Source organism: Deltaproteobacteria bacterium, from assembly GCA_005879535.1.
GTDB lineage: Bacteria > Myxococcota > Myxococcia > Myxococcales > 40CM-4-68-19 > 40CM-4-68-19.
The window spans coordinates 1-23,594 of record VBKI01000048.1; the positions used below are offsets into that span (position 1 = coordinate 1).

General features: G+C 67.6%; 22 protein-coding genes, 2 tRNA genes and 3 pseudogenes. 10 read left to right on the plus strand and 17 right to left on the minus strand.

Going from position 1 to position 23,594, the window contains the following annotated elements; genetic code table 11:
• The 10 genes and pseudogenes from E6J58_05035 to E6J58_05080 form a co-directional block, all read right to left on the minus strand.
• A pseudogene (locus E6J58_05035) lies at positions 1–1,398 on the minus strand (cytochrome c oxidase subunit I).
• Positions 1,399–1,792: 394 nt separating this feature from the next.
• Positions 1,793–2,027, minus strand: a pseudogene (locus E6J58_05040) (hypothetical protein).
• A gap of 259 nt (positions 2,028–2,286) precedes the next feature.
• Positions 2,287–2,364, minus strand: a tRNA-Gly gene (locus E6J58_05045).
• Positions 2,343–2,672, minus strand: a complete 330-nt coding sequence (locus E6J58_05050; GenBank protein ID TMB40493.1) for a hypothetical protein — start codon at positions 2,670–2,672, stop codon at positions 2,343–2,345. The genes E6J58_05045 and E6J58_05050 overlap by 22 nt, the downstream gene beginning before the upstream one ends.
• Positions 2,673–2,683: 11 nt before the next feature.
• Positions 2,684–2,926: a BrnT family toxin gene (locus tag E6J58_05055; protein TMB40494.1), complete on the minus strand. Its 243-nt coding sequence runs from the start codon at positions 2,924–2,926 to the stop codon at positions 2,684–2,686.
• 261 nt (positions 2,927–3,187) lie between these two features.
• Positions 3,188–3,264: transfer RNA gene (locus tag E6J58_05060), tRNA-Met, on the minus strand.
• A gap of 48 nt (positions 3,265–3,312) precedes the next feature.
• A complete protein-coding gene (locus E6J58_05065) occupies positions 3,313–3,858 on the minus strand; it encodes a hypothetical protein (GenBank protein TMB40495.1) in 546 nt (181 codons plus the stop codon).
• Positions 3,859–4,041: 183 nt separating this feature from the next.
• Entirely contained in the window at positions 4,042–4,578 is a 537-nt protein-coding gene (locus E6J58_05070; GenBank protein ID TMB40496.1) for a hypothetical protein, read from the minus strand.
• A 147-nt stretch (positions 4,579–4,725) separates the two neighbouring features.
• Positions 4,726–5,757 (minus strand): CoA transferase, encoded by a 1,032-nt coding sequence (locus tag E6J58_05075; protein TMB40497.1) that lies wholly within the window; start codon positions 5,755–5,757, stop codon positions 4,726–4,728.
• Positions 5,750–6,082: an SCP2 sterol-binding domain-containing protein gene (locus E6J58_05080; protein TMB40498.1), complete on the minus strand. Its 333-nt coding sequence runs from the start codon at positions 6,080–6,082 to the stop codon at positions 5,750–5,752. Before E6J58_05080 ends, E6J58_05075 begins: the two co-directional genes overlap by 8 nt.
• A 249-nt stretch (positions 6,083–6,331) precedes the next feature.
• Here E6J58_05080 and E6J58_05085 point away from each other — a divergent pair, with 249 nt between their 5' ends.
• Together E6J58_05085 and E6J58_05090 are read left to right on the plus strand one after the other, a co-directional pair.
• Positions 6,332–6,862: a chromate transporter gene (locus E6J58_05085; GenBank protein TMB40499.1), complete on the plus strand. Its 531-nt coding sequence runs from the start codon at positions 6,332–6,334 to the stop codon at positions 6,860–6,862.
• A gap of 44 nt (positions 6,863–6,906) precedes the next feature.
• A complete protein-coding gene (locus tag E6J58_05090) occupies positions 6,907–7,413 on the plus strand; it encodes a chromate transporter (protein TMB40598.1) in 507 nt (168 codons plus the stop codon).
• Positions 7,414–7,420: 7 nt separating this feature from the next.
• Here the strand turns inward: E6J58_05090 and bioD are convergent, their stop codons facing one another.
• Genes bioD through thpR form a run of 4 tightly spaced genes read right to left on the minus strand, consistent with a single transcriptional unit; the run spans position 7,421 to position 11,273 of the window.
• Positions 7,421–8,134 (minus strand): dethiobiotin synthase, encoded by a 714-nt coding sequence (gene bioD / locus E6J58_05095; protein ID TMB40500.1) that lies wholly within the window; start codon positions 8,132–8,134, stop codon positions 7,421–7,423.
• On the minus strand, positions 8,131–9,522 hold the full coding sequence (gene bioA, locus E6J58_05100) for an adenosylmethionine--8-amino-7-oxononanoate transaminase (protein TMB40599.1): 1,392 nt from the start codon (positions 9,520–9,522) through the stop codon (positions 8,131–8,133). The genes bioD and bioA overlap by 4 nt, the downstream gene beginning before the upstream one ends.
• 33 nt (positions 9,523–9,555) lie before the next feature.
• Positions 9,556–10,707 (minus strand): 8-amino-7-oxononanoate synthase, encoded by a 1,152-nt coding sequence (gene bioF, locus E6J58_05105; GenBank protein ID TMB40501.1) that lies wholly within the window; start codon positions 10,705–10,707, stop codon positions 9,556–9,558.
• 14 nt (positions 10,708–10,721) lie between these two features.
• Complete coding sequence (gene thpR / locus E6J58_05110; protein TMB40502.1) at positions 10,722–11,273, minus strand: RNA 2',3'-cyclic phosphodiesterase; 552 nt, start codon at positions 11,271–11,273, stop codon at positions 10,722–10,724.
• A gap of 19 nt (positions 11,274–11,292) precedes the next feature.
• Here thpR and E6J58_05115 point away from each other — a divergent pair.
• The 4 genes and pseudogenes from E6J58_05115 to E6J58_05130 all read left to right on the plus strand — a co-directional run bounded on the left by E6J58_05115 (position 11,293) and on the right by E6J58_05130 (position 15,433).
• Positions 11,293–12,723, plus strand: a pseudogene (locus tag E6J58_05115) (TldD/PmbA family protein).
• Between the two features lie 2 nt (positions 12,724–12,725).
• On the plus strand, positions 12,726–14,057 hold the full coding sequence (locus E6J58_05120) for a TldD/PmbA family protein (GenBank protein TMB40600.1): 1,332 nt from the start codon (positions 12,726–12,728) through the stop codon (positions 14,055–14,057).
• The gene (locus tag E6J58_05125) at positions 14,054–14,755 is read left to right on the plus strand and encodes an HAD family hydrolase (protein ID TMB40503.1); all 702 of its coding nucleotides are present in this window, start codon (positions 14,054–14,056) and stop codon (positions 14,753–14,755) included. The genes E6J58_05120 and E6J58_05125 overlap by 4 nt, the downstream gene beginning before the upstream one ends.
• A 210-nt stretch (positions 14,756–14,965) precedes the next feature.
• Complete coding sequence (locus E6J58_05130; protein TMB40504.1) at positions 14,966–15,433, plus strand: hypothetical protein; 468 nt, start codon at positions 14,966–14,968, stop codon at positions 15,431–15,433.
• 6 nt (positions 15,434–15,439) lie between these two features.
• Here the strand turns inward: E6J58_05130 and E6J58_05135 are convergent, their stop codons facing one another.
• Positions 15,440–16,510: a hypothetical protein gene (locus tag E6J58_05135; GenBank protein ID TMB40505.1), complete on the minus strand. Its 1,071-nt coding sequence runs from the start codon at positions 16,508–16,510 to the stop codon at positions 15,440–15,442.
• Entirely contained in the window at positions 16,507–17,535 is a 1,029-nt protein-coding gene (locus E6J58_05140) for an aminoglycoside phosphotransferase (GenBank protein ID TMB40506.1), read from the minus strand. The genes E6J58_05135 and E6J58_05140 overlap by 4 nt, the downstream gene beginning before the upstream one ends.
• A gap of 67 nt (positions 17,536–17,602) precedes the next feature.
• Here E6J58_05140 and E6J58_05145 point away from each other — a divergent pair, with 67 nt between their 5' ends.
• From E6J58_05145 to E6J58_05160, 4 genes are all read left to right on the plus strand, one after another.
• Complete coding sequence (locus E6J58_05145; protein ID TMB40507.1) at positions 17,603–18,988, plus strand: pyridoxal-phosphate dependent enzyme; 1,386 nt, start codon at positions 17,603–17,605, stop codon at positions 18,986–18,988.
• Positions 18,989–18,996: 8 nt separating this feature from the next.
• Complete coding sequence (locus E6J58_05150; protein TMB40508.1) at positions 18,997–20,157, plus strand: cystathionine gamma-synthase; 1,161 nt, start codon at positions 18,997–18,999, stop codon at positions 20,155–20,157.
• 82 nt (positions 20,158–20,239) lie between these two features.
• Complete coding sequence (locus E6J58_05155) at positions 20,240–21,583, plus strand: sensor histidine kinase (GenBank protein ID TMB40509.1); 1,344 nt, start codon at positions 20,240–20,242, stop codon at positions 21,581–21,583.
• Positions 21,584–21,654: 71 nt separating this feature from the next.
• The gene (locus tag E6J58_05160) at positions 21,655–22,908 is read left to right on the plus strand and encodes a class I SAM-dependent rRNA methyltransferase (protein TMB40601.1); all 1,254 of its coding nucleotides are present in this window, start codon (positions 21,655–21,657) and stop codon (positions 22,906–22,908) included.
• Here E6J58_05160 and E6J58_05165 read toward each other — a convergent pair.
• Positions 22,889–23,584 (minus strand): 1-acyl-sn-glycerol-3-phosphate acyltransferase, encoded by a 696-nt coding sequence (locus tag E6J58_05165; GenBank protein TMB40510.1) that lies wholly within the window; start codon positions 23,582–23,584, stop codon positions 22,889–22,891. The two genes, E6J58_05160 and E6J58_05165, sit on opposite strands and share 20 nt — an antisense overlap.
• Positions 23,585–23,594: the final 10 nt, after the last annotated feature.

The window sequence follows — 23,594 nt, forward strand, 5'->3', positions numbered from 1 at the left end:
ACTTCAGCGCAATCGCCAAGTAGATGAAGATTATGAGAAAGCCAAAGCCCAGCAGTGTGGCGCCGGCGGTGGACGCGACGTTCAGCGCTTGGAAGTGCTCCGGATACTGGTAGTAGCGCCGAGGCATCCCGTAGTTACCAAGCAGAAACTGCGGAACGAAAGTGGCGTTGAACCCGAGAATGATCAGTGACGCCGCGACCAGACCCCAGCCCTCGTGGTAGGTGCGTCCGAACATCTTCGGGAACCAATAGTGAAGCGCCGCGAGAAAGGCCATCACCGACGCTCCGACCATGATGAAGTGGAAGTGCGCGATGATGAAGTACGTGTCGTGCCAGTGGATGTCGAGCGAGGTGGTGGCCAGCGCGATGCCGGTCATTCCGCCAAAAACCAGGAAATAAAAGAAGCCGCACATGTACGCGACAGGCGTCTTGAAGGAGATCGCGCCGCGGTACATCGTCCCAACCCAGTTGAAGACCTTGATGGCGGTGAAGATGCCGACGAACATGGAGAGCAACCCGAAGGCGCCCGCATTGAAGGTGCTTTGGCCGGCGACGAACAGGTGGTGCCCCCAGGTGAAGAACCCTACGAACGCAATCCCAACGCGACGGCTTTGTATCCGAACATGTTCTTGCGCGAGAACGTGCATACCGTCTCGGAGATCACACCCATGCCGGGCAGGACCATGATGTAGACCGCGGGGTGCGAGTAGAACCAGAACATGTGCTGGAACAGCACGGGGTCCCCGCCGCGGGCCGGATCGAAGAGGCCGAATCCGCCGATGCGCTCGACGGTGACAATCAGCAACGTGATGCCCAGCACGGGGGTGGCAAGGACCTGGATGATGCTTGTCCCGTAGATTCCCCAGACGAAGAGCGGGAGCTTCATCCAATTCAAACCGGGGGCCCGCAGGCTGTGGACCGTCACGATGAAATTGATTCCAGTAACGATCGAGCTGAGGCCCAACACGAACGCGCCGAGGAGGATGGGTGCCACCTGTGTCGGCGTGGTGCTGGAATACGGTGTGTAGAAAGTCCAACCCGTATCCGCGCCACCGTGCACCATGCCCCAAAGCGCGATCGCCGCGCCAGCAAGGTACAAGTAGAACGAGGCAAGATTCAGCCGCGGGAACGCCACGTCGCGCGCGCCGATCATCAGCGGCACCACGAAGTTGCCGAAGGCCGACGGGATCGACGGGATGAGGAAGAGGAAGATCATTACAATGCCATGCAGCGTGAACAGCCGGTTGTAGCTCAGGGCATCGATGAAAAAGGGACCCGGCTGTAGCAGCTTGAATCGGAGCAGAAGGGCGAAAACGCCACCGACGAAGAAGGCAGTGAGTACGGCCACCAGGAACATGACGCCGACGCGCTTGTGATCGCGCGTGTTCAGCCATGACATCACGGTGGTGCCGTCTCCGAGATAGCTGGGCGCGACAGGAGCGCTTGCGAGCAGGTGGCTATCGCTCTCGGATAGGCGCACGACGGAAGCTATGGCTCATCCAGGGTCCACAAGCAAGGCGACAAACTCGATGCTGTCGCCTGATCAGGATGTTCATGGCGGGCGGGGCGGATGGAGCGAGGCGCGGCGACGATGTCACCCACGGCGCCGGGCGAGTGGTGGACACGCGGCGGCAGCAGGCACAGGGCGACCAGCGCAAGCTGCGAGGCAGTCCGACACCCAGCATGTTGTTGTAACCGTGAAACCTCACGTTTCGGTGAGGCCCCCGTCAACGGCTGGGACGTCTTGACGACGAGGTGCCCGCGCCCGGATGGCCAGCTTTGCGCAGCCCGCCGAGCCACAGCACTGAGCTTCCCACCGCGGCGCAACGCAACCAGTCGTCGATGAGTCCGCCGGGCAGGCTCCAGTCGAGCACCAACAGCGTGCCTGCGGCCATGATCATGCCGACGAAGAACATCCCGACCCAGGACGCCGGTCGCTTCGCCCAGCGTCTCCATCGCCTCGCGCAGGTCACTCACGTCAAGGTTGATCCAGAGGATCTGCGTTGCAAGGAGCGGGAGGACGAAGCCGGTGCCTTGCTCCTGCGCAGCCCGATCACGGCTTGACGCCTGAGGTCGTCGCGTGCGGCGCTATCTCGGGCGTCCTGCATCGCCGCGAGAAGGCGCTCCTCGATCTGCATACGATCAGCCCGACGCGCGCGAGGCCGACGTCATCGCGCGCACGGAATTGCTCGCGCGGGGTCCACTTGGGGTCCAAGCGCTCCCGGAGGCCAAAAAAAAGAGGTCCCGGGTCCCTTGAGATTCTTGAGGAAAGCCGGGCCGTTGTAGTTGGAGCGGAACACCGGGTTCGAACCGGCGACCTTCGCCTTGGCAAGGCGAAGCCCTCTACCCCTCATGGCCGGTCGGTCTCATGTTGATCCACGCCATGACGGCGGCGCGTAGCGCCGCGTGTAGCGGCATGCCTTCCTGCCTGGCGCGCCTCTCGAGATGCTTCCACACTTTTACTGGAAATCGAACCGAGCGCGGGATCGTGGGACCGGTCTCCGTTCCCTTCCTTGGCCTGCCCCGACCCACGTGAATCGAAATTCCTTCTTTCGCGATTCGGAGCGCGTATGGATTGCGGCGTACCTTGGTCTTGTCGAAGTTCACCTCGGGTATCTCGCGCAGCGATGCGCGAGACGGCTCGCGGGCCTTCTTACCAACCGCCTTCTTCATAGCGTTTCCTCTCATGGGACGTAGCGCGTCTCGCGCTGATGATGTGAATCGTGTCCTCGGATTGCTCGATGAAGACAACGAGCAGAACACGCCCCTTCTCGGACTGATCGATCAGGAATCGCGCGCTCAGGGTCCAGTGCGTCCTCCACCATCGCCGCGAGCGGGTCAGCGAACACAGAAGCGGCCTCAATGAACGAGACTCCGTGCTTCTTCAGGTTCGACGCGGCCTTCTGTGGGTCCCACGTGAACCGCACGGGAACAAGTGTAATACATTTTAGTGCGCACACAAGGGGCGGGCGAGGTACCGCAATTTGGTCAGCCGGTGGTCAGCAGCTGGTGATCGGGCACAGGGTCCGGAGGGTCGCTGGTAGACGTAAGCACGTAAGCACCGGAAAATACTCGATGCTCGCGCCGAGCCTTTGATACAGCTTGCAAACCTGCGCCCCTCGGGGCACGACCCGAGACCGAAAACATGCAGGCCCTACAAGCCAAGTACTTGTAGGGCCTACGTTTTTTGGTTGCGGGGGCAGGATTTGAACCTGCGACCTTCGGGTTATGAGCCCGACGAGCTACCGGACTGCTCCACCCCGCGTCAGTTGGGGTGCGTCGTATAAAGCTCGTCGGGCCCCCTTGTCAACCGCTATGGCAGGAAGCGCGCGACGGCGTTCCAGCCGGGATTCCTCTGTCCGCGGATGTTCAGCGCCGACGTGAGCGCCAGCGCCGTGCCCGCCGCGACCAGCTGCACGTAGCCGAGCAGGTTCACGACCCGGATCAGGGACGCTGCCCGCTCCGGCGTGCCCTCGGACGGCCTGCCGTTGGTGTCGACCGGGAACGGCTGCTCGTTCGAGAGCATCCGGCCACAGACCTGGGCGCCGATGCCGGAGACGACGGTGATGCCGAGGGCCACGTCCTTGGCCACGATCAGGTTGCGCATCTTGCGGCCGAAGAACTGGCCGCCGAAGACGGAGCGGCCGATGAGCCAGGTGGCCGCCGTGGTGATCAAACCGATGGTCTTCGGGATCGTGTAGGTCCGCCAGGCCTGATCGATGACGCGGGAGCGATCCTTCTCATCGGGCAGCACCCGCACCGCCTTCCCGAGACCGCTCTCTCCAAAAAGAATTCCGCCGAACGTGGCCGCAAGTCCGAGCTCGTGGGCCGCCAGAGCGGCCGACGTGAGTTTTGCCATTGTGTGGTGCCTCCTCGCGCGCCGAGATAGCGATTTCGTGCAGAGAACGCACGCGGCGTGCGCGCGGACGCCCGCCGGGCGCGCGGGCTCAGGGCGAGCGAGTCGCTGCCGCAAATGTACGTGCGGCGGCGAGAGAGCCTCGCCGCCGCGGATTCGGACCGGGAGAAGTCGCGCCTCGCGCTGCTACTTCTCCTTGTTCAAGCCGGTCTTGTCCTTGTCGTCCGCCTTGACCTTCTGCTTCGAGGTCACCTCGATCTTGCTCACGTTGCTCCCGCTCGCGTCGAAGCTCGCGCGCACCTGGTCGCCTTCCTTGATCTGATCCAGGCCGGCCTGGCTGCCATCGCGCGTGATCGTCGCACTGTCGGCGACCTTCAGCTCCTGCTCGCTGCCGGTGCTGGAGGAGATCTTCAGGGAGTGCTTGTCCTTGTCGATCTTCTTCACCACGCCGGAGAGCTCCCTGCTCGCGCTCGCCGTGGCGCCCGTCCCGCTCGAAGATGCGCTCGCCGTGGCGCCCGTCCCGCTCGAAGCTGCCGGGCTCGTCGAAGTCTGGCTCGAGCTCGAGGGCGTCTGGCTCATCGAGGAATCGCCGGACTTCTGGGTCTGCGTCGGACTCGAAGTGGTCGCCGTCGACTTGTCGGTAGTGGAAGTCTGCTGCTCTGCCCGCGCGGTCGTAACCCCGACCAATCCGGCCGCGGCCATGCCGATGAGAAATGTCTTCATCTCTATCCTCCTTGGGTGGACGGACAAGCTAGCGCGGCAATTGCGCCATGCAAGCGACGGACGTTCGCCGCGCGCAGCAGGACGAGCGAGCGCGCAATCACCTTGAGACGCCCTGCGTGCGAGCATGCCGTCGCACGCCCGACGTACTCAGCGCGGCGACCACTCGCGGAGCACCTCCGCAGTGTGCTCGCCACGCGCCGGAGCGCGGCCGGCGGGCAAGTCCGTGGTCGCGACGAGCGCGGGATACGTCCGTGGGAGCTCGCCGGTGAAGAGCTCGGCGAAGAGCGGATGGTCGCGCAGCTCGGCAGGCTCGAGCACCGGCTCGCCGCAGCAGTCCGCGGAGCAGAGGAAGACGTCCCACTCCTCGCGGGTGCGCGTCGCGAAGAACGAGTCGACCTCGGGGACCAGCGTGCGATCGAATCCGTGATCCGACCACGTGCGCCGCCCGACCGCCTCACAGAAGCGCTGCCAGAACTTCGGCTCCAGCGCCCCGAGCGCGTACCTGCCGCCGCCTTTGCAGACGTACACCCGGTAGCAGGGGCGCGAGCCGTCGAGCATGTTCTCCGGGGCATCGGGCAGCTCGCCGAGGTGCGGGAGCAGCAGACCGGTGACCCCTTGCGCCATCGCCACGTCGACGATGCGGCCGCGGCCCGTCTGCGAGCGTTCCAGGAGCGCGGCCAGGACGCCGACCACCGCGTTTTGCGCGCCGCCGAAGAGGTCGCCGAGCTGCACCGCCGGCACGCCGCGGTTGCGTGCGACGATTCCCGCCAACGCGATGTAGCCGATGTCGTGCCCAGCCCGGTCGCGCCAGGGACCACTCTGGCCGAAGCCGGAGATGCGGCAGATCACCAGCCGCCCGGGGTCCGCCAGCAGGTCCGAGAAGCCGAGTCGCTCGAGGACGCCGGGGCGGAAGCTCTCGATCAGCACGTCCGCGACGCCGCAGAGGCGCCGCAGCTCCGCGGAGCCGGCTGGAGTCTTCAGGTCGAGGACGATCGATCGCTTCCCGCGGTTCAGCGCCGCGAACATCCCCGCGGAAATCTCGCGCAGGTAATCGCCCGGGTCGGGGTCCTCCACCTTCACCACGTCGGCGCCCAGATCGGACAGTACGAGCGACGCATACGGTCCCGGCAACAGCCGGGACAGGTCGAGCACACGAACGCCGTCGAGGGGCTTAGCCAATCACCTTCTGCAGTTTCATGGCGAGGCCCATGTCGCCCTTGATCTTCAGCTTCCCGCTCATGAACGCCATCTGCGGGTTCATCTTGCCGGAGACGATGTTCATGAAGTCGTTGGCCGCGCAGGTCACCGTGCACTTGGCGTTGCCGGTGGAACCGGCCTGCACGGTGCCGGGCTCCTTGGTGAGATCGACCGTCCAGACGCCGCCGTTCTCGCCGGTGATGTTGAACTCGTAGATCGAGTTCACCGCCTTCGAGGTCTCGGGCTTCTCGACGAGCTTCCTCGCGATCTTCTCCTCGAAGTAGGACTTGGGCGTCTGATCGGCCATCGGCGCTCCGCGTGGCACACTGAATGACCATTCATTCAGCGGCGGGCGCGGAATCTAATCGGCGGGCCTGCGCAGTGTCAACGCACGTCGCTGCCGGTTAGGGAGCGCGGAACACCCGCCGCGGGAATCCGGTACACTGACGGAGATCGGAAATCCGGCGGCAACGCCTACGCCGGCGCCGCTTTCGAGAGCGAAGGACGAGCTGCGCATCGGTTGGCCCAGCGCCTGCATCGAACCGTGGCCGTGCCGATGAAGATCTCGCCGCTCCAGCTGTTCATCGCGTTCTCCCAGATGGCCCTGTCCGGCTTTGGCGGCGTGCTCCCCTTCGCTTACCGCGCCTTGGTGGAGCGGCGCCGCTGGCTGAGCGCCGAAGAGTTCCCGAAGCTGCTCGCGCTCAGCCAGGTGATGCCGGGGCCCACGATCTGCAACCTCTCCGTGATGTTCGGCTATCGCAGCGCCGGCCTCAGCGGAGCGGCGGCGGCCCTCGGCGGCATGATCGCGCTGCCCATCGCGATCGTGCTCGCCCTCGGGATCGGCTACCAGCAGTTCGGCGACCTTCCGCCGGTACGCCGGGCTCTCGCGGGAATGTCCGCCGCGGTCGCGGGACTCATCGTGGCCACCGCCGTGAAGATGGCCCGGGCGATGCCGCGGCGAATCGCTCCGATCTGCCTCTTGGCGCTGGCGTTCGCTGGCGTCGGCGTGATGCGGTTCCCTCTGCTCGCGGTGATGGTCTTCGTCGCGCCGATCGGCATCCTGCTGGCCTGGAGAGAGCGATGGTGAATTCGCAGTCGGCCGACGCGCCGGTCTGGAGCATCGTCGGCCCGATGGTCGCGCACTTCGCGATGCTCTCGCTGATGGCCATCGGAGGCGGCGTGGTGATGGTCGCCCCCGAGATGCAGCGCTACGTCGTCGATGCGCATCACTGGATCAGCGCCGAGCAGTTCTCCGCCGCCTATGCGATCGCTCAGGCCGCGCCCGGTCCGAACCTGCTCTTCGTCACCCTCGTCGGATGGCAGGTGGCGGGCTGGACGGGAGCGGCGGCGGCGACGCTGGCGATCCTCGTACCGCCCGCCGCGCTCACCATCGCGATGGTGCGCGTTTCGACGAACCGCGCCCCCGGGCCTCTCGGCCGCGCAGTGGGCAAGGGCCTGGCGCCGATCTCCGTGGGACTGGTGTTCGCGACGGGGTGGATTCTGTTTCGCGGCGGCAGCGGAGACTGGACCGCCGCGGCGGTCGCGCTGCTCGCGGCGTTCGTCGTGCTGCGGACGAAGATCAATCCGGTCTGGATGATCGCCGTCGGCGCGGCGGCCGGAGTGATGGGGCTCGTCTAGAAAACCATCACTCGATCAGTGGCGCGACGAGGTGCGCAAGCGCCGCAGGCCGTTCGTGGGGATCGGCGACGAACGGGCCTGGTCCGAGGACCCGTGCACCGGTCAGTTCCGAGACCCAGCGGGCGTTGGTCGCGACGCTCGGATCGTCGTCCGGGACGCAGCGGTTGAGGACGACCGCCGCAGTCTCGAGACCGCGGCGTTCCAGCGCGTCGACGCTAAGCGCGCAGTGGTTCAATGTCCCCAGACCGGCGCGGGCGACCAGCACGACGGGGAGGCGCAGGCGATCGGCGAGGTCGAGATTGGTGACGATGGCGCGAGCGGGCGCGCGATCGGCGGGATCCATCTGGTCGAGCGAGAGCGCCGCGCGCGCCAGCGGTACCAGGAGCCCGCCAGCCGCTTCCACCACGATGGGCGCCTTTGCGCGGGAGACAAGCTCCTCGATGCGGAGCAGATCGATGCTGGCGCCTTCCGCTTCCGCGGCCACGAGCGGAGCCGCGGGAAGGCGGAATCGATAAGGGCAGATTTCGTCGAGGAGCTGCCCGGTGCCGCATGCTGCGAGCAAGGCGAGCGCGTCCTCCGGGTGATCGGGCGCGCAGCCCGTCTCCACCGGCTTCAAGGCCAGAGGCCGCAATCCCCTCCTGGCAAGCAGCGCGCAGATCGCGCGCGCGATCTCCGTCTTCCCGACACCGGTATCGGTGCCGGCGACGAAGAAGCCCTTCACCCGGTGGCCTCGATGATCGACTCGCGGACGCCGTCGACCAGGAAGTCCACTTCCGCCGGCTTGATCGACAGCGGCGGCATCAGCACCACCACGTTGCCGAGCGGGCGCAGCATCACTTCGTGCGCGCGGGCCGCGAGCGACACCTTGTGGCCGACGCGGTCGGCGTAGGGGAACTCCTCCTTCGTCTTGCGATCGCGCACCAGCTCGATGCCGATCATCAACCCGCGCTGGCGGATGTCGCCGGCGTGTGGCAGCTCGGCCAGCGGCGCAAGCCCTTCCGCGAGGCGCTGCGCCATCGCGCGGGCGTGGTCCAGCGTGTTGTCCTCGTCGAACAGCCGCAGCGACGCGAGGGCGGCGGCGCAAGCCAGGGGATTGCCGGTGTAGCTGTGGCCGTGGAAGAACGTCCGTTTCGACTCGAACGGGCCGAGGAAGCTCTCGTAGACGGCGTCGGTCGTCAGCGTCGCTGCGAGCGGCAGGTACCCACCGGTGAGCCCCTTGGCGAGGCAGAGGAAGTCGGGCACCACCTCTTCCTGCTCGCAGGCGAAGAGCGTACCGGTGCGGCCGAAGCCCGTCGCCACCTCGTCGCAGATGAGCAGGACGCCGTTCTCCTTGCAGGAGCGCGAGATCCGTTTCAGGTAGCCGGGCGGGTGCGTGATCATTCCCGCCGCTCCCATCACCAAAGGCTCGAGGATGACGGCGGCGATCTCGTCGCGGCGGCCGTGGATCATCGACTCGGCGGCGAGCGCCGCCGACTCGAGACAGTGCTTGGGACCGGTGGGCCAGCGGTAGGCGTACGGCGCGGGGACGCGGAGGCAGTCGAAGAGCAGCGGGCGGAAGATCTCGTGGAAGAGGTCCACGCCGCCCACGCTGACCGAGCCCAGCGTATCGCCGTGATAGCCCTCGGCGAGCGCGACGAACTTGCGCTTCTCGGGCTTTCCCCGCTGCTTCCAATGCTGGAAGGCCATCTTCAGCGCGACTTCCACCGCCGTGCTGCCGCTGTCCGAGTAGAAGACCTTGGTGAGGCCGTGCTCGCCGGGAGCGAGGCCCGCCTTCGGCGCGCGCGCGACCAGCTCGGCGGCAAGCTCGATCGACGGCGGCGAGCCGAGGCCGAGCAGCGTGGTGTGCGCGACGTGCTCGAGCTGCAGGCGGATGGCGCTGTCGATTTCGGGGCGGTGATGGCCGTGGACGTTGACCCACAGGGACGAGATGGCGTCGAGGTACTTGCGCCCCCGCGTATCGAACAGCCAGGAGCCGCGGGCGTGGTCGATGATCACCGGCTCGTCGCCCGGCAGAGGCTCGACCCAGGTCTGCATCTGCGTGAAAGGATGCCAGAGGTGCGCCCGGTCGAGCGCGGTCAGCCTTTGGTGGCGCGTGTCAGCATTCTCGATGGTCTTGGGGATTTCGCTCATCGAGCGAACGTTCTAACACGCGCGTAGCGCGGCGATCGCCCGATCGATGTGGTCCACGGTGTGCGCGGAGGTCACCGCGAAGCGGATGCGGCTGGTGCCTTGCGGGACCGTCGGAGGTCGGATGGGCTTGGCGAGGATGCCCAGCTCGCGCAGGTGCGCGGCCATTGCCAGAGCGCGGTCCGGTGTGCCGGTGACGACGGGGAAGATCGCGGAATCTTCGCGCGCGGGCAGGCCGGCTTCGCGGAGTCCGGCGGCGAAGCGACGGACGTTGCTCCACAGGCGTGAGCGGCGCGCGTCTCCCTCGCTCCCGGCGAGGATCTCGAGCGACGCGCGGGCGGCGCAGGCCAGCGCCGGCGGGAGCGCGGTGGAGAAGATGAGCGGGCGGGCGCGATTCAGCAGAAGATCACAGACCGCCCGGCTCGCCGCGACATACGCGCCGGCGACACCGAAGGCCTTCGACAAGGTCGCCATGCGCACATCTGCGGCTACGCCGAGCTCCGCCGCGAGCCCAGCACCGCGCGGACCGATCACGCCGGTTGCGTGCGCTTCGTCGACGATCAGCAGAGCGCCGGCCGCGGAGCAGAGCGCGGCGAGCTCGCGCAAAGGCGCCCGGTCGCCGTCCATGGAGAACACCGCGTCGGTGACGACGATCTTGCGGCGCGCCGGTGCGCGGAGCGCCTTTTCAACCGCGCCCACATCTCCATGCGGATAGACCTCGACGCGCGCGCGGGAGAGGCGACAGCCGTCGATGATCGAGGCGTGATTCAGCGCGTCGGAGAGAATCAGGTCTTCGGGGCCAGCGAACGAGGGAAGGATGCCGCAGTTCGCAGCGTAGCCGCTGCCGAACAACAGCGCCGCCTCGCTCGACGCGAAGCGCGCCAGCTCCGCTTCGAGCTCGTGCTGCGGAAGAAAATCGCCGCACACCAGCCGGCTCGCACCGGCCCCGGCACCCCAGGTGCGCGTCCCGACTGCGAGCGCCTCGGCGATGCGCGCATCGGATGCGAGTCCCAGGTAATCGTTCGAGCTGAAGTTGATCAGCCGCTCCCCGGGCCGGAGCTCGATCTCCGACCCGGGCGGGCTGCGCAAGGGCTCCAGCGACCGCAACAGCCCGCGCGTCCGCAACGCATCCAGCTCTGCGCGCGCGATCTCGTCCGCTCCCGCCATCGCTCGGTACCCTATCAGCGGAAGGGGAACATCCGCACCACGGTATGCGTCGCGCCGCTGCGCCCGCCGAGAACGCTCTGCATCAAGCAGGCCCCGCGAACCGTACAGCGGGCAAGCTCGCCGGGCGGAATCACCGCGAGCGCCCTCTTCGCGCCGCCCTCGCCTTGCGGCCGCACCCGTCCGAGCGTCAGGTGGGGGCGAAACTTCCGCTCCTCCAGCTTGAAACCGCGCTGCTCGAGCGCAGCCCGCAGGCGCTCAGCGGCCGCCATCAGCTCCGAGGCGCCTTCCCTCGCCCCGATCCAGAGCACTCGCGGCCGCATCGTGCTGGGAAAGGCGCCTACGCCCGACAAAACCAGATCGAAGGCCGCCGACTCCCGCAGCGACTCTCCAGCCGCCAAGGCCTCGTCCGCTGCCGGCTGCTCGCCGAGGAATGCCAGCGTGAAGTGAAGCTGCTCGAGCTTCGTGAACCCTACCCCGCCCCCGCTGACCTTCCGCGCCTCGTCCAGCGTGGGCCGCAGCTTCTCCTTCATCTCCGAGGGAAGCGGCAATGCAAAGAACAGGCGCATGGGTTATCCATTCTGCCCCATGCCTCGCAAAAGCACGACGCAGACCCGCTCTCCGCTGCTTCCGCTCCCGCTCGTGGAGCGGCTGCTCTCCGCCGCGATGTCCCGCGGCGCAGACTTCGCCGAGGTCTACGTCGAGCGCAACACCAGCACGGCCGCGATGCTCGACGAAGGAAGCATCAAGAGCGCCCAGTCCGGCTCGGTGACCGGCGTCGGCGTCCGCGCCATCCGCGGAGCGCAAGTGGGCTACGCCTACTCCGACGATCTCGACGAGCCCGCCCTGCTCCGCACTGCCCAGACCGCCGCATTGATCGCCGACGGCAACCGCGAGCCCGGCCCCGTCAACATGTCGCGCACGCCGCTCCCCACCTACTACCAGGTGCGCACCCCGCTCGCCTCCATCGACGTCGCGCGGAAGATCGAGCTGCTCCAGCAGGCCGACGCCGCCGCGCGCTCCTACGACAAGCGGGTCAAGCAGGTGACGGGCGCCTACGCCGACCAGACGCGCGAGATCCTCGTCGCCAACACTCTGGGCCATCTCGCCGAGGATCGGCAGGACCTCTGCCGGCTCTCCGTGCAGTGCGTCGCCTTCGGAAAGAAGGGCGAGCGCCGCACCGGCTTCTACGGCGGCGGCGGCCGGGTCGACTTCCGCTTCTTCGAGGATTTCTCCCCGCAGCAGGTCGGGCGTGAGGCGGCGCGGCAAGCCGTGGCGACGCTCGGCGCGGTGCCTGCGCCCTCGGGACCTCAGACGGTGGTGCTGGCGCCAGGATGGAGCGGAATCCTCCTCCACGAAGCCGTCGGGCACGGGCTCGAGGCCGACTTCATCCGCAAAGGCACGTCGCTCTTCGCCGGAAAGCTCGGGGAAAATGTGGCCAGCGAGCTCGTCACCGTCATCGACGACGGCACTGTTTCCGGCGGCCGCGGCTCCATCAACGTCGACGACGAAGGCAATCCCGGCGAGCGCAAGGTGCTGATCGAGAACGGCGTGCTCAAGGGGTACCTCTACGATCACCTGAACGCGAAGCTCACCGGACAGCGCAGTACCGGGTCTGGAAGACGGCAGAGTTTCCGCTACGCGCCGATGCCGCGCATGACGAACACGTATCTCGCGCCCGGCGACCAGACGCCGGAGGAGATCGTCGGAGGGGTCGCCAAAGGCCTCTACTGCCGCCAGTTCGGCGGCGGCCAGGTGGATATCTCGAACGGTAACTTCGTCTTCGAGATCAGCGAGGCGTACCTGATTGAAAAGGGAGAGATCACGAAGCCGGTGAAGGGCGCGATGCTGATCGGCGTCGGCCCTGAAGCGCTCAAGAACGTCAGCGCGGTCGGCTCCGACGCCTCACATGATCCCGGGCTCGGAACGTGCGGCAAAGACGGCCAGGCGGTGCCGGTGGGCGTCGGGCTGCCTACGGTGCGGATCGACAACGTCACGGTGGGAGGCACCGGCGCAGGAACCTGCTCGACACCTGCGAGCTCCTCGTCAAGCTCGCGCGCAAGGCCGGTGCTGCCGAGGCGGAAGCGTACGCGGAGAGGACGCGCGACGCGTCGGTTCGCGTCCGCGACGGCGAGGTGGAAGAGCTGCACCAGGCCTCCTCGAAGGGCATCGGGCTGCGCGTCATCTGCGCGCAGAGGCTCGGGTTCACCTACGGGACCGATCTCTCGAAGGATGGGCTGAAAAAACTCGCGGAGAACGCCGTCGCCCTGGCGAAGGGCGCCGCAAAGGACAAAGCCAACGGCCTTCCCCGCGGCGCGGAGCTCGGCGCGAAAGACGCTGGCGAGTACGATCCTGCCATCGAGGAGATTTCACCGGAGTGGAAGCTGACGGCCGCGCGAGAGGCGGAGAAAGCGGCGCGCGCCGAGGACCCGCGTGTGCGCAAGTTCGACTCCACCGGCGCGGGCGACTTCCTCTCCCAGTCCGCCATCGCCTCCAGTCACGGCGCGCGCGGGGAGTCGCGCGCTTCCTATGTCTACGTCTATTGCTCGCCGGTCGCCGAAGCCGATGGACAGCTCCAGACGGCCTCCTGGAGCGATACCCGTCGCAAGCTGGCCAATCTGCAACCGCCCGAAGAAGTCGGCCGCACCGCCGCGAAGCGCGCCGCGCGCATGCTCGGAGCGCGCAAGCCGAAGTCGCAGCGCGTCCCGGTGGTCTTCGATCCGCAGATGGCCGCGGGCTTCATCGGCGGCATCTCCACCGCGGTGAACGGCCTCCTCGTCCACAAGAAGTCCAGCTTCCTGGGCGCGCTCCTGGGAAAGCAGGTCGCCTCCAGGAACGTCACGCTCATTGATGACGCGACGCTCGCGCACGGCATCGCCACGAGGCCGTTCGACGGCGAGGGCGTCGCCTCCCGCCGCACCGCCGTCGTCGAGAACGGCATCCTCCGAAGCTTCCTCTACGACGCCACCACCGCGCGCAAAGCAAAGGCGAAGAGCACCAGCAGCGCCTCGCGCGCCTGGGCGAGCCTGCCGTCCATCGGCACCAGCAACTTCTACCTGCAGGCCGGAGCCCAGAAGCCGGAGGAGATCATCAAAGGCGTCCAGAACGGCCTCTACGTCACTGCCATGCTCGGCCGCGGCGCCGATCCGGTGACCGGCGACTACTCGCGCGGCGCCAACGGGATCTGGATCGAGAACGGCGAGCTCGCGTACCCGGTGCAAGAAGTCACCGTGAGCGGCAACCTGCTCGAGATGCTCAAAGGCATCGACGCCGTCGGCGACGACCTCGATTTCCGCGCGTCCACCGCCGCACCCACCATCCGCTTCGCCGAGCTCGTCGTATCGGGCGCATGAGAGCGCTGCTCTTCGATCTCGACGGCACCCTCACGCGCAGCGGCGGCGCCGGCACCCGCGCTCTCGGTCAGGCGCTGCATGCGCGGCCCCAGGCGGTCGCCGAGCTGCGCAAGATGCGCCTCGACGGCATGACCGACCGCGCGATCGCGCGCGCCCTGCTCGCTGCGGAAGGAGACCAGACCGTTCCGCTCGACCAGCGGATGCGAACGATCCACGACACCGACATCGATGCCGTCCTTGCCCGCTACCTCGACGCCCTCGCCGGCGAGTGCGCGCGCAACGTCTACGCCGCGCTTCCCGGAGTGCCGGAGTTGCTGCGCCGGCTGCAGGCGCGCTCCAACGTCGTCCTCGGCCTTTGCACGGGCAATCTCGCGCGAGGCGCGGAGCTGAAGCTCACGTCCGCGGGGCTTTGGAGCGCGTTCAAGTTCGGCGGATATGGCAGCGACGCGGAGCCGCGAGCAGACATCGTTCGCGCCGCCTGGCGCCGCGCTTCCGAGCTTGGCGCCACCGACGGCGTGGTGATCGGCGACACTCCGCGCGACGTCATCGCGGCGCACGACGCAGGTCTTCCCGCTTGCGGCGTCGCCACCGGCCGCTACAGCGTCCACGAGCTGGCGGAGCACGGGGCGGAGCTGGTCCTGCCCGGATTCGAGGACGTCGCGCAGAGCGAGCGCCTGTTGCTCGGCGCTCTGCGCTGAGATCAGGCCATCGCCGTCTTGGCTTTTTCCGCGCGGGTCGGACCCGCAGGCGGATGCGGTGTCGGCGCCGTCCGCCGCTTCTTCGGCTGCGACGGCGCGCCTTTCTGCTGCGCGGGCGCAGGCTTTTCCCCGGCGGCCGCAAGCAGGAGGAGCGCGACGAGCAGGAAGCGCATTCCGTGATAGTACCGCCGCCCGCGAAAGGACGTCCAATTGCCGCGCTTCGCCGCCATCGTGATCTGCCTCGCCGCAGCCGCATGCAAGAAGGCCCCGCCGGCGCAGCCGCGGTTCTGCGATCAGGACCTTTCGGGTCTCTGGCTGAACTCCAGCGACCGGCATTTTGCGTACCGGTTTCGCGAGGATGCCGGCTTGATCCAGGGCGATTACGTACAGCGCGCGGACGACGGCGGAGTGACTCCGCCTTCGGAGCCGATCACCTTCGACTTGCGTCGGGCCTCCGACGCCATTTCCGGCGTGATGCGCGGCTCGGGCGAGACGCCGGGCGGCAAGATCTGCCCGCTCGAGTTCGAGACGCGGGTCAGCGACTGCAAACCCGACGCGCTCCAGGTCGTCGTGGAAATGTCGGCGAACATCGGCGAAGACTGCCGGCGTCAACCGGCAGAAGACGGCGGCCTTGCGGCTCGCGATCTCCGCGAGTTCCGATTCGAGCGCGCGCCCTGAGCTCACTCAGGAAAGCAGGAGCTCCAGCTCGGCGCGGACCTCGTCGGCAAGCGAAGGGTCGGCCTCGGCGAGCCGCGCCGCGCGCGATGCCACTGCCACAGCGCGAACAGGATCGCTGCCGTGTTCCCGCAGGGCCCGCGCGAGCGCCAGATGGAGCGCGGCATCGCCCGGCGCGAGCACCGTGGCGCGGGTGAGAGCGAGGATGCCCTCCGCCGGATCCTTCGCCAGCAGCAGCCTGCCGAGCCTTGCATGAGCGCGCGCATCGTCGGCGAGCCGGATTGCGGCGCGCAGGTGCTGGATGGCTTCGTCGGTGCGCGCGGCGCTCTCCGCTACCGCCGCCAGCCTCAGGCACGCAAGCGCGACGACGCGCCGGTCGCTTCCTGCCGCGTCGCGGGCGCGCAGATAGAGCTGGCGCGCGCTGGACTCATCGAGATGCAGGGCGCGATAATCGCCGAGGGCAAGCAAGACTTCAGCGTCGTGGGGGCGCGCCTGCGCCAGCCGCTCCAGCGCCGAGAACAGCGCCGGCATCTTTTCCTCCCCGATCGCGCGCTGCGCGGCATGCAGGAGCGCGCGCGGCGCTGCCGACAGCGCTGGAAACTCCGTCGCAAGCGCGAGCAGATCGTCGACGTCGAGGCGACGCACGGCGCGGGCAAGGCGGAGCACGACGGCGCCCGGCGCTTCCCGCTCGATGCTCTCGGGCGGCGCCGCTGCGTCCTCCCCGAGAGCATGGAGCACCCGCCGCGCGATCCTGCGGCCGAGGTGCGGCCCGATCCCCAGCGGAGCGAGCTCATCCCACTGCGCCCGCACGTTGCCGCGCGCCTCGGCGAGGAGCAGATGAAGCGTCAGGCGCTCTGCGGCGAGCGCGAACGTAGCGCCGAGCGCGGCTTCCACGCCGAGCTGCGCGGCCGCATCGCCGAGCGCCTCCGGCGACAAGGCCACAGGGTCGATGACCAGCCTCGCTTCGATCCCCGGCCCACAGAGCTCCCAGGCCGTCTCCCCCGCCAGCCACTGTGCCAGGTCGTGCGCCTCGGGTTCGATGCCGTCCACCGCGAATGGCACAACGGCGATGCCCCTCATCGCAGCTCCGGGACGTGCTTCTCGAGGATCCCGCGCACCTCGCGTAGCTCGGGACGCCGCTTCAGCGCGTCGCGAACGTACTTCAGCGAGCTCGGGATGTGCACCAGGAAGGACGGGTTCTTCTTCACCCGATCGATGAAGACGAAGCGGCCCGCGTCCTTGAGCTTGCGCTGCACCGTCAGCAGATCGAAGAAAGCGACGAAGTCCTTCGCGTCGACCCGCGGCCCGCCCTCGGCCTCGAACCGCTCCAGATACCGCGCCAGCATGGCGTCGATCAGCGGCCGGTCCAGCTCGACGTAGCTGTCGCGCAGCAGCGCGACGAGGTCGTACTGCCGCGGCCCTTGCAGCGCGTCCTGGAAGTCGATCACCACCTGCTCGCCGTCCTCGAGCACCATGATGTTCCGGCTCTGGTAATCGCGGTGGGTGAAGCTGCGTGGCGCATCTGCCAGCTCGCGGCAGATGCGCTCGAAATGTTTCCGGAGCGTTTTCAGCTCCGCTTCCGACGGCTTCGCGCCGCGCGCGAGCAGTCCGTACTCGATGAAGTGCTCGAACTCCCAGTGGTACAGGTCGTAGTCGAACGCGCGCGTCCAGGCCAGGCAGGTCGGATCCGGATCGCGTTCCGCGTGGGCGCGCAGCCGCGCGAGCCGATCGATCGCATCGGAATAGAGCGCCCGGCGGTCGGCGCCTTCCTTCAGCGCCTGCTCGAGCGTCCGATCGGTCAGGTCTTCGATCACCAGAAAGCCGTCGCGGGACGCATCCAGCAAAAGGCGAGGCACCCGCACGCCGATGCGCGAGAGATAGCGGTGGACGTTGACGAAAGGCAGCTCCGGCGGAGCATGATCCTTGCTCGCCTCCTCGCTCTTCACGGGATCCGCGGGAAGCTCCATCACCACCGCGCTCGGCCCGGTGAGGCCGCAGACGCGCCAGTAGGTCCGGTTGCCGGCGCCGCCGGGAAGCCGCTCGACGCGCCCCGCCGGCTGTCCCGTGGCGGAGGTGTAGGCGGCCTGCAATTGGCCCTCGTTCATGTGTCCGGCAGCGTAACATGCACCGCCGCTTGACCTGATAAACTCGCCACTTTCCCAGGAGCCGACGATGCCCGTCTTCCAGAACATCCTCCAGGCCATCGGCAATACGCCCCTGGTGCGGCTGAACAAGGTCGCCGGCCCCGACGATGCAGCCGTGTACGCCAAGTGCGAATTCCTGAATCCCGGCGGGGCCATCAAGGACCGGATGGCGCTGTACATCCTCGACAAGGCCGAGCAGGAGGGGCGCATCCGCCGCGGCGGGACCATCGTCGAGAACACCTCGGGCAATACCGGGATGGGCGTGGCGCTCTGGGCGGCGGTGAAAGGCTACCGCTGCGTCTTCACCATGCCGGACAAGATGAGCACCGAGAAGATCAATGCGCTCAAGGCATTCGGCGCGGAGGTGGTGGTCACACCGACCAACGTCCCGGCGGAGGATCCGCGCAGCTACTACGAGACGGCCAAGCGCATCCACCGGGAGACGCCGGGCTCGTTCATGCTGAACCAGTACCACAACCCCGACAACATCGAGGCGCACTACCGGCTCACCGGGCCGGAGATCGAGAAGGACTGCCGCACCGCCGGGTTCAATCTCGATTTCTTCGTCGCCGGCCTCGGCACCGGCGGAACCATGTCCGGCGCGGGCAAGTACCTGAAAGAGAAGTTCCGCGGGATGCGGAACATCGGCGTCGATCCCGAAGGCTCCGTCTACCTCGACTATTTCAAGACGGGAAAGCTGATCCAGCCGCACGTGTACAAGGTGGAGGGAATCGGCGAGGACATGCTCTGCAAGGCCATGGACTTCTCCGTGCTCGACGACGTCCGCCGTGTGGACGACAAGCAGAGCTTCGTGATGGCGCGCAGGCTCGCGCGGGAGGAAGGCCTCTTCGGCGGCGGCTCCTCCGGATCGGCGGCGCACGCCGCGGTCGACCTGGCGAAGGAGATCGGCGCGGGCAAGAACATCGTGGTGGTTCTGCCGGACAGCGGCTCTCGCTACATCACCAAGTTCTATTCGGACGAATGGATGAAGGACAACGGCTTCCTCGATCCGACGGACCGGCTCGGCACCGTCGCTGACCTGCTCGGCGGCAAGCGGCCTCCGGTCTACACGGTGAAGCCTACCGACCATGCGAAGCACGCGGTCGATCTGATGAAGCGGCACGGCATCTCCCAGCTTCCGGTGGTCGAGCCTGGCAACAAGCCCATCGCCATGCTGCACGAGGTCGACCTGCTGCAGGCGTTGATCGACGGGCGCCACAAGCTCGAGGAGCCGATCTCGGCCGTGATGAAGCCGCTGGCCGGCGTGGTGACGTTGCGGACGCCCGTCTCGCGACTGAAGGAGCTGTTCGCGACCGACCACGTAGCGATCGTCAAGGACGGCGATCTGCTCGCGGCCATCGTGACCAAGATCGATCTCATCGACTGGCTCGGCACCCGCGTATCCGTCCGATAAGAAAACTCATGACCACCAAGGCGAACGATCACTTCGAGACGCTCGCGATCCATGCGGGCCAGCACCCCGACCCCACCACCGGCGCCGTGATGACGCCGGTATACCTGACTTCGACGTACGCGCAGTCGGGTCCGGGCGAGCACAAAGGGTTCGAGTACTCGCGCACGCGGAACCCGACGCGCGATGCGCTGCAGGGCTGCCTGGCGGCGCTGGAGAACGGCAAGCACGCCCTCGCCTTCGCCAGCGGACTGGCGGCTACGGATGCCGTCCTGCATCTGCTCTCCGCGGGCGATCACGTCGTGCTCAGCGACGATCTCTACGGCGGGACCTTCCGGCTCGCCGACAAGGTATTCAAGCGTCTCGGAATCGAGCAGACCTACGTCGACGTGACCGACGCCCGCGCGGTGGAGGGCGCGTTCCGGCCGAACACGAAGTTGCTCTGGGTGGAGACGCCCACCAACCCGATGCTGAAGATCTGCGACCTCGCCGCGCTGGCCGACGTCTCCCGCAAGCGCAAGGTGATCTCCGTCTGCGACAACACCTTCGCGACTCCGTATTTCCAGCGACCGCTGGAGCTCGGCATCGACGTCGTCGCGCACTCGATGACCAAGTACCTGAACGGACACAGCGACGTGGTGGCCGGGGCGCTCGTGCTGCGCCGCGACGACCTGCACGAGAAGCTCGCCTTCCTGCAGAACGCAGTGGGCGCGGTGCCGGGCCCGCTCGATTCCTTCCTCGTGCTGCGCGGGCTGAAGACCCTGCACGTCCGCATGGAGCGCCACGATCAGAATGCGCGCCTGGTCGTCGAGGCGCTGAAGCGCCATCCCAAGGTCGAGCGCGTCACCTGGCCTGGGCTCGCCGAGCACCCGCAGCATGCGCTGGCGCGGAAGCAGATGACGGGATTCGGCGGAATGCTCACCTGCGTGGTCAAGGGCGGGCTGCCCGCGGCGCGGACGTTCCTCAAGTCACTTCGGCTGTTCGCGGTGGCCGAGTCGCTGGGAGGCGTGGAGAGCTTGATCGAGCATCCGGCGATCATGACGCACGCCTCGGTGCCGCCGGAGACGCGCCGCAAGCTCGGCATCGACGACGGCTTCATCCGCATCTCCGTGGGGATTGAAAACGGGCAGGACCTGGTCGACGACCTGTCTCAAGCGCTCGAGCGCACATAGGCGGGATCCAACGACAATTCTGTAGGTCGTTTATGTCCTTCCTTTTCCGCGCTTGACGCGCTCGACAGAATCCGGGTCTTTCATGCGCGTGAACCCTGAACGCCGCCGGGCTTGGGCTCCTCTGGCCGCAATTCTCGCGGCGGCGACGCTGCTCACGCTCATTGCCGTCAATCTCATGACGCTGGCTGGAATCAGCTCCAGCCGCCCGCTCATCGTCCACATGCGGGCCGTCCAGACCCTGCTCCTGCAAACGCGCGCCGCGCTCGTCGACGCCGAAACCGGCCGGCGTGGCTTCTTGCTGCTCGGAGAGCGGGTCTATCTCGAGCCGCTCGAAAGGGCGGAGAAGTCGTTGCCGGTGCTCCTCGCGGAGCTGCGAGGTCTCCACCTCGACGAACCGTCGCGCCAACGCCGCATCGAGGAGCTGGAACGTCTCGCGTCGGCAATGCTGGCCGACGTGCGTCAGACCGTGGATCTCTACGAGGATGGCCAGCGCAGAGCCGCATTGGCCACCGTCCGCAATGGCGAGGCGATCCTCGATGCGGCGCGGCGTTTGATTGGACAGCTCCGGGACGAGGAGGATCAGCAACTCGAACAGCGCACGGCCGCCGCCGTCCGCAATCTCGAGATCGCGATGTGGATCGACGCCAGCGCGGGGCTCGGCCTGCTCGTCCTCGGCCTCCTCCTCTACGCCATCAACCGCGACATCGCCCGCCGCGAGGCGCTGGAAGCGGCACTCCGCGACTCTGCGAAATTCCAGGAGCAGTTCGTCGGCATCCTCGGCCACGATCTGCGCAATCCGCTCAATGCCATCTCGGTGGGCGCGGACCTCCTCCTGCGCAAGGAGACGGTTGCGCAGGATTCACACGCGACCCTCCGCCGGATCGCCTCGAGCGCGGCGAGGATGCGGCGGATGGTCGAACAGCTCCTCGATCTGACTCGCGCGCGGCTCGCAGGCGGGATTCCGGTCCAGCCCACTCCGGGAACCAATCTCGCCGACGTCGCGCGCGGCGCGGTGGAGGAGCTTCGCGTCGCTCACCCGGAAGCGCAGCTGACGGTGCATGCCACGGCGCAGATCAGCGGCGAATGGGATGCGGACCGGATGGCGCAGGTGGTCTCGAACCTGGTCGGCAACGCCATCTCCCACGGCGCCGGCGGTCCTGTGGACGTCCAGGTCAACGGTGCGAATGGATCGGCGATCCTCGAAGTCCACAACGGAGGCGCGCCCATTCCGGCGGATCTGTTGCCACGGATCTTCGATCCGTTTCGCCAGGCGATGCCGGCGACGGTCGCGCACGGCCTCGGTCTCGGCCTCTTCATCACGCGGCAGATCGTGCTCGCGCACGGCGGAACCATCGGCGTGGTCTCGGCGCAGCCGGAGGGAACGACCTTCAAGGTCGTCCTGCCATCGCAGAGGATTCACAGGTGACGGAACCGCGCTCTCCCCGGGACGCTCGCCGCCTCGAGCGGCTCAAGCACGGCTCGCGCGCTGCCCGCGACATGCGCCCGCGGCCCAGTTCCGCTCCGCGCCAGGCCGCGAAACGCAAGCCGCCCGTCCTGGGCAGCATCGCCGCGACGTCGGACGAAGCGACGGTCGTGCTTTCGAAGCGAGCGATGGAGCGGCTGGCGCAGGGACACGTCTGGATCTACCGTTCGGACATCGCCGCACCCGACGCGCTCGCCGGCGGCGAGATCGTCCGGCTCACCGATGAGCGCGGCTGGTTCGCCGGGAAGGCGTTCTACGGATCGATCAGCCAGATCGCCGTCCGCCTCCTCACCCGGGAGGACGAGCCCGTCGACGAGGAATTCTTCGTCCGGCGCCTCTCGCAGGCCATCGCGCTGCGCGACCTCACCTTCCCGGACCCCGCGCGCCAGCGAGCGTGCCGCCTGGTGCACGGCGAGGCCGATCTGCTGCCGGGGCTGATCGTCGACCGATATGCGGACTGCCTGAGCGTCCAGACGCTGATCGAGGCGACCGATGCACGGCGCGACCTCTTCGCCGACCTTCTCCAGCGATTGTTCGCGCCGCGGGCGATCGTCGAGCGCAACGACGTGCGCGTTCGCGCTCACGAAGGACTGGAGCAGCGCAAGGGGATGCTCCGCGGGAGCGATCCCGGGGCCGTCGAGTTCCTGGAGGGAGAAGTGAAGCTGGTCGCCGATCTTCCCGCGGGCCAGAAGACCGGCGCCTTCCTCGACCAGGCCGAGAACCGGATCGAAGCGGGCCGATACGCTCGCGGCCGCGCTCTCGACTGCTTCACGTACGGAGGCGCCTTTGCACTGCAGCTCGCGCGCCGCGCCAACCAGGTGACGGCTGTCGACATCAGCGAACAAGCCACCGCGCAGGGACGCGAAGCGGCCGCGCGCAACGGGGCAAAGAACGTCGAGTTCAAGGTCGCGAACGCCTTCGATCTGTTGCGGGCAGAGAGCGAGGCCGGAGAACGGTACGACACCATCGTTCTCGATCCGCCTGCGTTCGCGAAGACCAAGTCGTCCATCGATGCGGCGCTGCGCGGCTACAAGGAGATCAACCTGCGCGCCTTCCATCTGCTCTCGCCGGGCGGCGTGCTGGTGACCTGCAGCTGCTCCTTCCACATCGATGAGGCGATCTTCGAGAGGACCGTGCTGCAGGCGGCGTCCGACGCCAAGCGAAGCGTGCAGGTCGTCGAGCGCCGCGGCGCGGCCCGGGACCACCCCACCCTCCTCGGCGTTCCGGAAACGCGTTATCTGAAGTGCCTCATCCTGCGAGTGATCTAGCAGTCAAGAGCGCGCGCGCTTCCTCCAGCGCCACCTGCACGGCATCGCGCTGGGCGGCGACGAGCTGATCCCGCCGATCGAGCGCATGGGTCGCGGTCGGGAGCGGCGCGCCGAACACCACCGCGATGCGACCGGGCTGGAAGAGCGAGAAGCCCTTCGGCTTGAGCACGGCGCGCGCTCCGGCCACGCCGATCGGAACGCAGTCGAGGCCCATCTCCAGCGCCGCCACCGCCGCCCCCTTCTTGAAGGGGAGCAGCTCGTCGCGGACGGCGCGCGTCCCCTCGGCGAAGAAGAAGAGCGAAGCGCCGCGCAGGCCTCGTTCCATGCGCCCGCGGATGGCACGCGTCGCGCCACCGCGGTCCTTGCGGTCGATGAAGACGTGCCCCATGCGACGCGCCGCCCAGCCGAAGATCGGTATCCTTGCGAGCTCCTGCTTGGCGATGAAGCGGAGCGGATGATCGACGACGGAGACGATGGCGGGCACGTCCAGGTTCGAGGTGTGGTTGGAGACGAAGACATACGAGCGATCGGGATCCAGCTCGGCGTCGCGCTGCACGACGACGCGCGCTCCGGCGACGAGGAGGAACCGGCGGGCCCAGCCCCGAAGCACGCGCTCCGAGGCCTCGCCCTCGCCGTGAATGCCGATGATCAGGGCCGACACCATGGTGTCGGTCATGATCCATCCC

Excerpts from the sequence above, each read along its gene's own strand:
- E6J58_05135 (TMB40505.1), bottom strand. The coding sequence starts at position 16,510 with ATGAGGGGCATCGCCGTTGTGCCATTCGCGGTGGACGGCATCGAACCC.
- E6J58_05140 (TMB40506.1), bottom strand. The coding sequence starts at position 17,535 with ATGAACGAGGGCCAATTGCAGGCCGCCTACACCTCCGCCACGGGACAG.
- E6J58_05155 (TMB40509.1), top strand. The coding sequence starts at position 20,240 with ATGCGCGTGAACCCTGAACGCCGCCGGGCTTGGGCTCCTCTGGCCGCA.
- thpR (TMB40502.1), bottom strand. The coding sequence starts at position 11,273 with ATGCGCCTGTTCTTTGCATTGCCGCTTCCCTCGGAGATGAAGGAGAAG.
- E6J58_05145 (TMB40507.1), top strand. The coding sequence starts at position 17,603 with ATGCCCGTCTTCCAGAACATCCTCCAGGCCATCGGCAATACGCCCCTG.
- E6J58_05125 (TMB40503.1), top strand. The coding sequence starts at position 14,054 with ATGAGAGCGCTGCTCTTCGATCTCGACGGCACCCTCACGCGCAGCGGC.
- bioF (TMB40501.1), bottom strand. The coding sequence starts at position 10,707 with ATGGCGGGAGCGGACGAGATCGCGCGCGCAGAGCTGGATGCGTTGCGG.
- E6J58_05090 (TMB40598.1), top strand. The coding sequence starts at position 6,907 with ATGGTCGCGCACTTCGCGATGCTCTCGCTGATGGCCATCGGAGGCGGC.
- E6J58_05160 (TMB40601.1), top strand. The coding sequence starts at position 21,655 with ATGCGCCCGCGGCCCAGTTCCGCTCCGCGCCAGGCCGCGAAACGCAAG.
- E6J58_05070 (TMB40496.1), bottom strand. The coding sequence starts at position 4,578 with ATGAAGACATTTCTCATCGGCATGGCCGCGGCCGGATTGGTCGGGGTT.
- E6J58_05050 (TMB40493.1), bottom strand. The coding sequence starts at position 2,672 with ATGAAGAAGGCGGTTGGTAAGAAGGCCCGCGAGCCGTCTCGCGCATCG.
- E6J58_05165 (TMB40510.1), bottom strand. The coding sequence starts at position 23,584 with ATGACCGACACCATGGTGTCGGCCCTGATCATCGGCATTCACGGCGAG.
- E6J58_05150 (TMB40508.1), top strand. The coding sequence starts at position 18,997 with ATGACCACCAAGGCGAACGATCACTTCGAGACGCTCGCGATCCATGCG.
- E6J58_05085 (TMB40499.1), top strand. The coding sequence starts at position 6,332 with ATGAAGATCTCGCCGCTCCAGCTGTTCATCGCGTTCTCCCAGATGGCC.
- E6J58_05065 (TMB40495.1), bottom strand. The coding sequence starts at position 3,858 with ATGGCAAAACTCACGTCGGCCGCTCTGGCGGCCCACGAGCTCGGACTT.
- E6J58_05080 (TMB40498.1), bottom strand. The coding sequence starts at position 6,082 with ATGGCCGATCAGACGCCCAAGTCCTACTTCGAGGAGAAGATCGCGAGG.